The organism is Mycobacterium sp., from assembly GCF_019243155.1.
Taxonomy (GTDB): domain Bacteria; phylum Actinomycetota; class Actinomycetes; order Mycobacteriales; family Mycobacteriaceae; genus Mycobacterium.
The window spans coordinates 1-7,576 of the sequence record NZ_JAFAUS010000091.1; the positions used below are offsets into that span (position 1 = coordinate 1).

The 7,576-nt window shown below is 66.8% G+C and carries 9 protein-coding genes and 1 pseudogene; 9 read left to right on the top strand and 1 reads right to left on the bottom strand.

Features of this window, described 5'->3' with window-relative positions; translation table 11 throughout:
- The 7 genes and pseudogenes from JOZ00_RS04585 to JOZ00_RS04620 all read left to right on the top strand — a co-directional run.
- On the top strand, window positions 1–1,638 hold a 1,638-nt coding region (locus tag JOZ00_RS04585), incomplete at its 5' end, for an ATP-binding cassette domain-containing protein (protein WP_293340265.1).
- A gap of 78 nt (window positions 1,639–1,716) precedes the next feature.
- Entirely contained in the window at window positions 1,717–2,157 is a 441-nt protein-coding gene (locus tag JOZ00_RS04590; RefSeq protein WP_293340268.1) for a DUF402 domain-containing protein, read from the top strand.
- A 36-nt stretch (window positions 2,158–2,193) separates the two neighbouring features.
- Complete coding sequence (locus JOZ00_RS04595; protein ID WP_293340271.1) at window positions 2,194–2,775, top strand: DNA polymerase ligase N-terminal domain-containing protein; 582 nt, start codon at window positions 2,194–2,196, stop codon at window positions 2,773–2,775.
- Window positions 2,772–3,770, top strand: coding sequence for a non-homologous end-joining DNA ligase (ligD, locus tag JOZ00_RS04600; RefSeq protein WP_293340274.1), 999 nt, complete (start codon window positions 2,772–2,774; stop codon window positions 3,768–3,770). The genes JOZ00_RS04595 and ligD (JOZ00_RS04600) overlap by 4 nt, the downstream gene beginning before the upstream one ends.
- Window positions 3,770–4,660: a non-homologous end-joining DNA ligase gene (gene ligD, locus JOZ00_RS04605; protein WP_293340277.1), complete on the top strand. Its 891-nt coding sequence runs from the start codon at window positions 3,770–3,772 to the stop codon at window positions 4,658–4,660. The genes ligD (JOZ00_RS04600) and ligD (JOZ00_RS04605) overlap by 1 nt, the downstream gene beginning before the upstream one ends.
- Window positions 4,653–5,437: pseudogene (locus JOZ00_RS27655) on the top strand (DNA-formamidopyrimidine glycosylase family protein). The gene ligD (JOZ00_RS04605) and the pseudogene JOZ00_RS27655 overlap by 8 nt, the downstream one beginning before the upstream one ends.
- Before the next feature lie 41 nt (window positions 5,438–5,478).
- Window positions 5,479–5,895 carry a hypothetical protein gene (locus tag JOZ00_RS04620; RefSeq protein WP_293340285.1) on the top strand — a complete coding sequence of 139 codons (417 nt, stop codon included), beginning with the start codon at window positions 5,479–5,481 and terminating at the stop codon, window positions 5,893–5,895.
- Between the two features lie 27 nt (window positions 5,896–5,922).
- On the opposite strand, the gene JOZ00_RS04625 is transcribed toward JOZ00_RS04620, so the two are convergent.
- Window positions 5,923–6,369, bottom strand: a complete 447-nt coding sequence (locus JOZ00_RS04625) for a nuclear transport factor 2 family protein (RefSeq protein ID WP_293340288.1) — start codon at window positions 6,367–6,369, stop codon at window positions 5,923–5,925.
- A gap of 124 nt (window positions 6,370–6,493) precedes the next feature.
- Here JOZ00_RS04625 and JOZ00_RS04630 point away from each other — a divergent pair, with 124 nt between their 5' ends.
- Together JOZ00_RS04630 and JOZ00_RS04635 are read left to right on the top strand one after the other, a co-directional pair.
- Complete coding sequence (locus tag JOZ00_RS04630; protein WP_293340290.1) at window positions 6,494–6,865, top strand: YciI family protein; 372 nt, start codon at window positions 6,494–6,496, stop codon at window positions 6,863–6,865.
- A partial coding sequence (locus JOZ00_RS04635) for a sigma-70 family RNA polymerase sigma factor (RefSeq protein WP_293340292.1) occupies window positions 6,862–7,576 on the top strand: 715 nt, incomplete at its 3' end. The genes JOZ00_RS04630 and JOZ00_RS04635, both read left to right, overlap by 4 nt.

Consider the following 7,576-nt stretch of genomic DNA (forward strand, 5'->3'; position numbering starts at 1 on the left):
AACGGCAAACAGCTGCTGGACGACATCTCGCTGACCGCGCGCCCAGGAACGCTGACGGCCGTGATCGGCGGGTCCGGGGCCGGCAAGAGCACGCTGGCGCGCCTGATCGCCGGCTACACCACGCCCAGTTCGGGGACGGTGACGTTCGAGGGCCACAACATTCACGCGGAGTACGCGTCGCTGCGCAGCAGGGTCGGCATGGTCCCCCAAGACGATGTGGTGCACCGCCAGCTGACCGTCAACCAGGCACTCGGTTACGCCGCCGAACTCCGGTTGCCGCCCGACACCAGCAAATCCGACCGCGCCAAGGTGGTCACCCAGGTCCTCGAAGAGCTCGACCTGACCAAGCACGCCGACACCCGGGTGGACAAGCTGTCCGGCGGTCAGCGTAAACGCGCCTCGGTCGCGCTGGAACTGCTCACCGGCCCGTCGCTGCTGATCCTCGATGAGCCGACGTCGGGCCTGGACCCGGCGCTGGACCTGCAGGTCATGACGATGCTGCGCCAGCTGGCCGACGCCGGGCGGGTGGTGCTCGTGGTGACGCACTCGCTGTCCTACCTCGACGTCTGCGACCAGGTGCTGCTGATGGCGCCCGGCGGCAAGACGGCCTATTGCGGCCCGCCCGACCAGATCGGCGACGCGATGGGTACCAGCAACTGGGCGAAGATCTTCACCAAGGTGGGCGCCGACCCCGACGAAGCCAACCGGCGATTCCTGGCTCAGATCGAAGCCCAGAAGCGGCCGCAGAAGCTGCTCGTGCCGGACAGGACCGACGAGCCCGGCAGCCTGGGCGAACCGGTCCACACCAGCGTGCGGCGCCAGATCTCGACGGTCGCACGCCGCCAGGTTCGGCTCGTCGTCGCCGACCGCGCCTACTTCATTTTTCTGGCGCTGCTGCCGTTCATCCTGGGTTCGCTGTCGCTGACCGTCCCAGGCAGCAACGGGTTCCATGCTCCCGGCGCCAATGCGGGGACCCCCGACGAGTCCGCGCAGATACTGGCCCTGCTGATGCCCGCCGCCGCGTTCATGGGCACCGCGCTGACGATCCGCGACCTGGTCGGCGAGCGCGCCATCTTCCAGCGCGAGCAGGCAGTCGGGCTGTCGACGACGGCCTACCTGCTCGCGAAGACCGCGGTGTTCTGCGCATTCGCGATCCTGCAGTCGGCCATCATCACGGCGATCGTGGTGATCGGCAAGAGCGCGCCGACTCGCGGCGCAGTGTTGCTCGGCCATTCGAACGTGGGGGCGACCGTCGAACTGTTCGCCACAGTCGCTGCGACCTGTGTCGCGTCCGCCATTCTCGGGCTGGCCATTTCATCGCTGGTTCGCTCGAGCGAGCAGATCATGCCGCTGTTCGTGGTGGCGGTGATGGCGCAGCTGGTGCTGTGCGGCGGCATGGTCCCGGTGACCGGGCGGCTCGGATTGAACCAGCTCTCGTGGGCGATGCCGGCGCGCTGGGGCTACTCCGCGGCCGCATCGACGGTGGATCTGCGGCACCTGGTGCCCGACTCGCTGCTGTCCCAGGACCGGTTCTGGCAGCACACGTCCAAGATCTGGCTGCTCGACATGGGCATGCTGGCCGCGCTGTCGGTGTTTTATGCCGGCTTCGTGCGCTGGAAGCTTCGGTTGCGTCGTTAGTAGGGTTAGGCCATCCACGCGCCCAAGCACGAAACGTTCGATTTGATCGCCTGCACTAACACCGATCCCAAAGGGATAGTGCGGGCAGTCGACGAGTACGTGGTCCACCCGTGGGGGCTCTACGTGGCCCGGCCCACCCCCGGCCGGGCCCAGTTCCACTACCTCGAGTCGTGGCTGCTGCCGTCGCTCGGCCTGCGCGCCACCGTGTTTCACTTCAATCCCGGGCATGAGCGCGACCACGACTACTACCTCGACGTGGGTGAGTACACCCCCGGCCCCGACGTCTGGCGCTCCGAAGACCACTACCTCGACATCGAAGTCCGCACCGGCAGCTGGGCGAAACTGGCCGATGTCGACGAGTTGCTCGACGCCGTCCGCCACGGCTTGTTGACGCCGGAGGTCGCCGAACAGGCGGTGCGCCGCGCCGTGGACACCATCGACGGGTTGGCCCGCAACGGTTATGACCTGTCCGCATGGCTGGCCGGCAAGGACATGGAGCTGAGCTGGCGCGTGGGCTAGGAGTTTTCTGGGCACGCCTACGGGTATGCCGTTCGCATGCCTTTGAGTGAGTACCGGCGGAAACGGAGGTCCGGGAAGAGCACGGAGCCGTCCGGCAAGGGGGCCCGACGCCGCGCCAACGACTCGCCTGGAAAGGCCCCGAGTTTCGTCATCCAGCACCACGCGGCGCGCAGCGACCACTACGACTTCCGTCTCGAAATCGACGGCGTTCTCGTATCGTGGGCGGTACCCAAGGGACCGTCGACAAACCCTAAGGACAAGCGGATGGCGCGCCGCACCGAGGATCACCCACTGGATTACGCGACATTCGAGGGCGTGATCCCGAAAGGCGAATACGGCGGCGGGCGCGTCATCGTCTGGGACCGCGGCACCTACACCAACGCCGCCAACCACGAGCTGTCGGAATCTCTACAGCGGGGCCATCTTTCGTTTGAGTTGCACGGCGAGAAGTTGCGCGGCGGCTACGCGCTCACCCGCATTCGCGAGGGCAAAGAGGAGACGTGGCTGTTGGTCAAGCGCAAAGACGACGACGCCGACGCGCGGCGCAAGCCGGTGCGAAGCCAACCCGAGTCGGTGTTGTCCGGCCGCACCCTGGTCGACCTGGACGACCCGTCGTGACGCTGTTCTCCAGTCTGCCCGAGGCGGTGCGCGACGCGCTGCACGACGAGCCGGTGCCCGACTGGCGGGCGCCCACACTGGCGACCCTGACCGACAAGAGGTTCTCCGATCCGCAGTGGATCTTTGAGCGCAAGTTCGACGGAATGCGCTGCCTGGCGTTTCGTGACGGCGATCGGGTGCGGCTGCTGTCGCGAAATCGGCAGCCGCTCAACGGAACCTACCCGGAACTGGTTGACGCCTTCACGGCGCAGCACACCTCGCGGTTTGTCGTAGACGGCGAGGTGGTGGCATTCGATGGCCGCCGCACCAGCTTCGCCCGACTGCAGGGCCGCCTGGGCATCACCAACCCCGAGGTGGCCCGTGCATCCGAAGTCCGCGTTTTCTACTACCTGTTCGATGTGCTGCACCTCGACGGCAAGTCGACGGTCGAGGTGCCGCTGACGTGGCGTAAGAAACTGCTGCGCAAAGCAATTGACTTCACCGATCCGCTTCGCTTCGCCACCCACCGGGTCGAGGACGGGATCGCCGCCTACCAGGCCGCATGCCGGCGCGGGGACGAGGGCGTCATCGCCAAGCGGGCCGACTCGACATACGACAGTGGCCGATCCCGGAATTGGCTGAAGTTCAAATGCGTGCACGACCAGGAGTTCGTGGTCGGCGGGTACACCAGCCCGAAGGGCAGTCGAGTCGACTTGGGCGCTCTGCTGCTCGGCTATTACCAAGGCCGCGAATTCGTCTATGCAGGCAAGGTGGGCACCGGTTTCGACGAAGCCACACTGCACCGCCTGCACGAACAGCTGTCGACGAGGCACCTCGAATCACCACCCTTCACAAAGGGTTTGGTGCGTGAGGCCGGCGCACATTGGGTGCGCCCGGACATGGTGGTGCAGATCGGATTCAGCGAGTGGACCCGCGACGGCAAGCTGCGCCACCCGCGCTACCTCGGCCTGCGCACCGACAAAGAACCCCGCGACGTGGTGCGGGAGACACACTGATGGCCAACGTCGACGTCGAGATCACCCACCCGGACCGGGTCCTGTTTCCCGCTGGCCGGATCACCAAACGCGATCTCGTCACCTACTACGACGCCGTGGCCGAGACAATGCTGGTGCACCTGCGGGGCCGGGCGCTCAACGTGCAGCGGTTTCCCCGCGGCATCGGCGAAAAGGGGTTCATTCAACAGGATTTCGCCGACACGCTGCAGGACTGGATGGGCCGGGTCGAGGTCGACAAAGAAGGCGGCACCGTGGTGCATTTGGTCGCCGATCGCCCGGAGACATTGCGCTGGCTCGCCAATCAGAGCGCCATCACACTGCACGCGTGGCAGTCGCGGCAGGACAATCTGAACAACCCCGACCGGCTGGTCTTCGACCTCGACCCGTCCGACAGCGACTTCGCCGTGGTGCGCGCCGCCGCCCACGCGGTGGCCGGGGTGCTGGACGATCTCGGCCTGGCGCGCTATGTACAGACCACCGGGTCGCGCGGGCTGCACGTCGTGGTCCCGGTGAAGGCCGACACCGATTTCGACACCGCCCGGCAGTTCGCCCGCGACGTGGCCGAGGTGGTGGTCGCCGACGATCCCGACCACCGCACCGTGGAGGCACGCAAGGAAAAGCGTGGCGGGCGGGTGTACCTCGACATCATGCGAAACGCCTACGCGCAGACGGCGGTTGCGCCGTACTCCGTTCGGGCCCGTGAGGGTGCGCCGGTGGCAACGCCGCTGGAGTGGGATGAACTGGACGGCCGAGATTTGCGACCGGACCGCTTCACGATCGGCGATCTTCCCAAACGCCTGGCCGGTCAACGCGATCCGTGGGCGAACATGTCCCGGCATGCCCGATCACTGGCCGGCCCACGGGATCGGCTGGCGAAGCTGCGTGCCTGAACTGCCGGACGTCGAGGGATTTCGGCGCGAGCTGGCCACCACGCTCCCCCGCCGGAGGATTCGGCATGTGACGGTGAAAGATCCGGGCATTCTGCGGAACACCACCGCGAAAGCCTTCGCGCGCCGGTTGGACGGTCACCGATTCGCCACCCCGTCTCGGCACGGCAAATGGCTGATGCTGCCGACGGACGGCCCGACGTTACTGATCCACAGCGGCATGACGGGCCATCCCTATTACGCCGCCGACGGCGCCGACGAGATCGGGTATGAGCGACTGGTGATCTCGCTCGACAAGGGTGAACTGCGCTACGCCGACCTGCGCAAATTGGCCGAATCTGGCTCGCCGACAACGACGAGGACGTCGCGCATGTCACCGGGCCGCAGGGCCCCGATGCGCTGGGCCTTGACCTGCGGGCGTTCCGCGAAGTGCTGAGCGGCAAGCGAACAGGATCTCGCAGCCTCAAGGCGACGCTGATGGACCAGTCGGTGGTCGCAGGCCTCGGCAACCTGCTCACCGACGAGATCTGCTGGCGCGCCAAGATACGGCCGACCCGCCGGGTTGCGGAGTTGGACAACGATGACGTGGCGGGTCTGCATCGCGCGATGACGCAGGTGCTGCGCACCGCGGTGCGACATGGTCGGGTGCCCCGCCTGGCGCGCTGGCTCACCGGGACGCGGGACGAACCGGACCCGCACTGCCCGCGCTGCGGCACCCGCCTCGACCACGGTCGGGTGGGTGGCCGCACCACGCTGTGGTGTCCGCGAGACCAGCCCTGAGGATTGGTTCGAAAATCATGCTGCGCGTAATCTCGGCAACTATGAGCCCCACCGGCCGTCGATTGCTGCCCTTCGCCGCGGTGACCGTCGTCGCCCTCGGCGCCCAGGCGATGCCGCCGACCGCGCGGGCGGACCTGCACAACATCACCTACCGCGCCAGGATCGACGCGCTGACCACCGGCACCCAGGCCTCCTTCATCATCAACGGCGGCCAGACGAACACCACCAACCTTCCTTCCATGCCTGGAAACGTATTCGAAGCCAACACCGTGCTGCCCGACCCGCAGCAGGCCGGCATGCGGATCGTGCTGCATTTCCCCTACGCGGCCAACGTGCACTGCGAGATCGACTCCGACGACCACGTTTTCACCCAGGCCGACCAGATGGTCAAACCCACGCCGGGAAATACCGACCCCAACAACGGTGTGCTGCAGTGCGGCGTACCCTTGCCGGGCTGAATCCGCCTGCAGCACAACGCACATCGATCAGGGTTCTAAATCGGTAGCCGCGCGGAACGTCGCGTCCATGTAGAACGGTGTCGAGTCGTGCCGGTGCGCGATACGCCAGGAACCGTCGATGCGGCGCAGGCCGAAGGTCGAGCGGTACCAGGTCGAGTGCGATTCGCTTTCCCCGGCACGGGTGAAGGTCATCTTCGTCAGGGAGTGGACCAAAGCGAGGTCGCCGTCCTGCGTCACGACCGGGTCGCGGAACGCGATCTCCATCGGGCGCTCGAATCCCGCGAACCACGCCTGAATTCCCGCCACGGTGCCGTACGGCGTGTCGGGGCCCTGCTGTAGCGGCGGCGCGAGCGAATACGCCACCATGTCGTCCGTGTTGAGCGCGAAAAGTGCCTCGGCGTCATGCGCGGCGTGCGCGGCCACGAGCTTGTCGAGAACCGCGTGTATGTCGGTTCCGGTGTGGCTGATCTGCATGTTCGATCCTTTCTCCTGGGCCCCCTAAAGCGGCGCCTTCACAGGGGTGTCGAAGCAGGCGCCGCGGTTTCGACACAGGAGCGCAATACTTTTTCGACAATCGCGGAGACGCACGGAGGCGGTAATGAAGTACATGATCCTGATTCAGAGCAATCCGCAGTTTCTCGAGCGCTGGAAGGCGCTGCCCGAGGACATGCGGGAGCGGTTCGGCCACGACCATGTCGCGCTCAGCGCGGAGCTCGCCGAAACCGGCGAGCTGGTGGTGAGCGAAGGCCTCGCGGATCCCGCTCTGGCAAAACGTGTCAAGGTCGCCGACAACCAGACGGTGATCAGCGACGGGCCCTTCGCCGAGGCCAAGGAGCATCTGGCCGGCTTCCTGCTGATTGACTGCGAGAGCGAGGACCGCGCCCTGCAGATCGCGGCGCGGGTGCCCGATGCGGTGTGGGGTCTCGTCGAGGTCCGGCCGGTGCTGGATTTGAGCGGAATGGATATGTGAGTCCCGCAACGCAATCCAATAACGCACTCGGGCTACTGCGCGAGCTCGCCCCGCGCGTGCTCGGCGTGCTCGTGCGCCGCAACGGCGACTTCGATGACTGCGAAGACGCGGTACAGGAGGCGCTGCTCGCCGCGTCTCGTAGCTGGCCGGTCGACGGCGTCCCGAAAAACCCGACCGGCTGGCTGATCACGGCCGCGTCGCGGCGGCTGATCGAGACCTATCGCAGCGAGGCCGCGCGCCGGCGTCGCGAGCACTCCTACACTCTCGAGCCTGCGCCCGGCACGGTGCCCGAGGTCGACGACACGTTGGCGCTGCTGTTCTTGTGCTGCCACCCCGAGCTGACCGCACCATCGCAGGTCGCGCTGACGTTGCGCGCACTCGGCGGGCTGACCACCGCGGAGATCGCGCACGCTCTGCTCCTTCCCGAAGCGACGGTGGGGCAACGGATCAGCCGTGCCAAGGCGCGCATCCGGGAAACGGGTACGCAGTTTCGGACGCCGACGGCGCGCGAGTGCAACGAGCGGCTGCCCGCAGTGTTGAGCACGCTGTATCTGGTCTTCAACGAGGGCCACACCGCCACGTCGGGACAGGCTCTCAACCGGGTCGAGCTGACGAGCGAAGCGATCAGGCTGACCCGGCAACTGCGCACCAGCCTGCCCGACGAGGGGGAGGTCGCCGGGTTGCTCGCACTGATGATGCTGACCGAGGCGC

Excerpts from the sequence above, each read along its gene's own strand:
- JOZ00_RS04595 (WP_293340271.1), top strand. The coding sequence starts at position 2,194 with ATGCCTTTGAGTGAGTACCGGCGGAAACGGAGGTCCGGGAAGAGCACG.
- ligD (WP_293340277.1), top strand. The coding sequence starts at position 3,770 with ATGGCCAACGTCGACGTCGAGATCACCCACCCGGACCGGGTCCTGTTT.
- JOZ00_RS04620 (WP_293340285.1), top strand. The coding sequence starts at position 5,479 with ATGAGCCCCACCGGCCGTCGATTGCTGCCCTTCGCCGCGGTGACCGTC.
- JOZ00_RS04625 (WP_293340288.1), bottom strand. The coding sequence starts at position 6,369 with ATGCAGATCAGCCACACCGGAACCGACATACACGCGGTTCTCGACAAG.
- JOZ00_RS04630 (WP_293340290.1), top strand. The coding sequence starts at position 6,494 with ATGAAGTACATGATCCTGATTCAGAGCAATCCGCAGTTTCTCGAGCGC.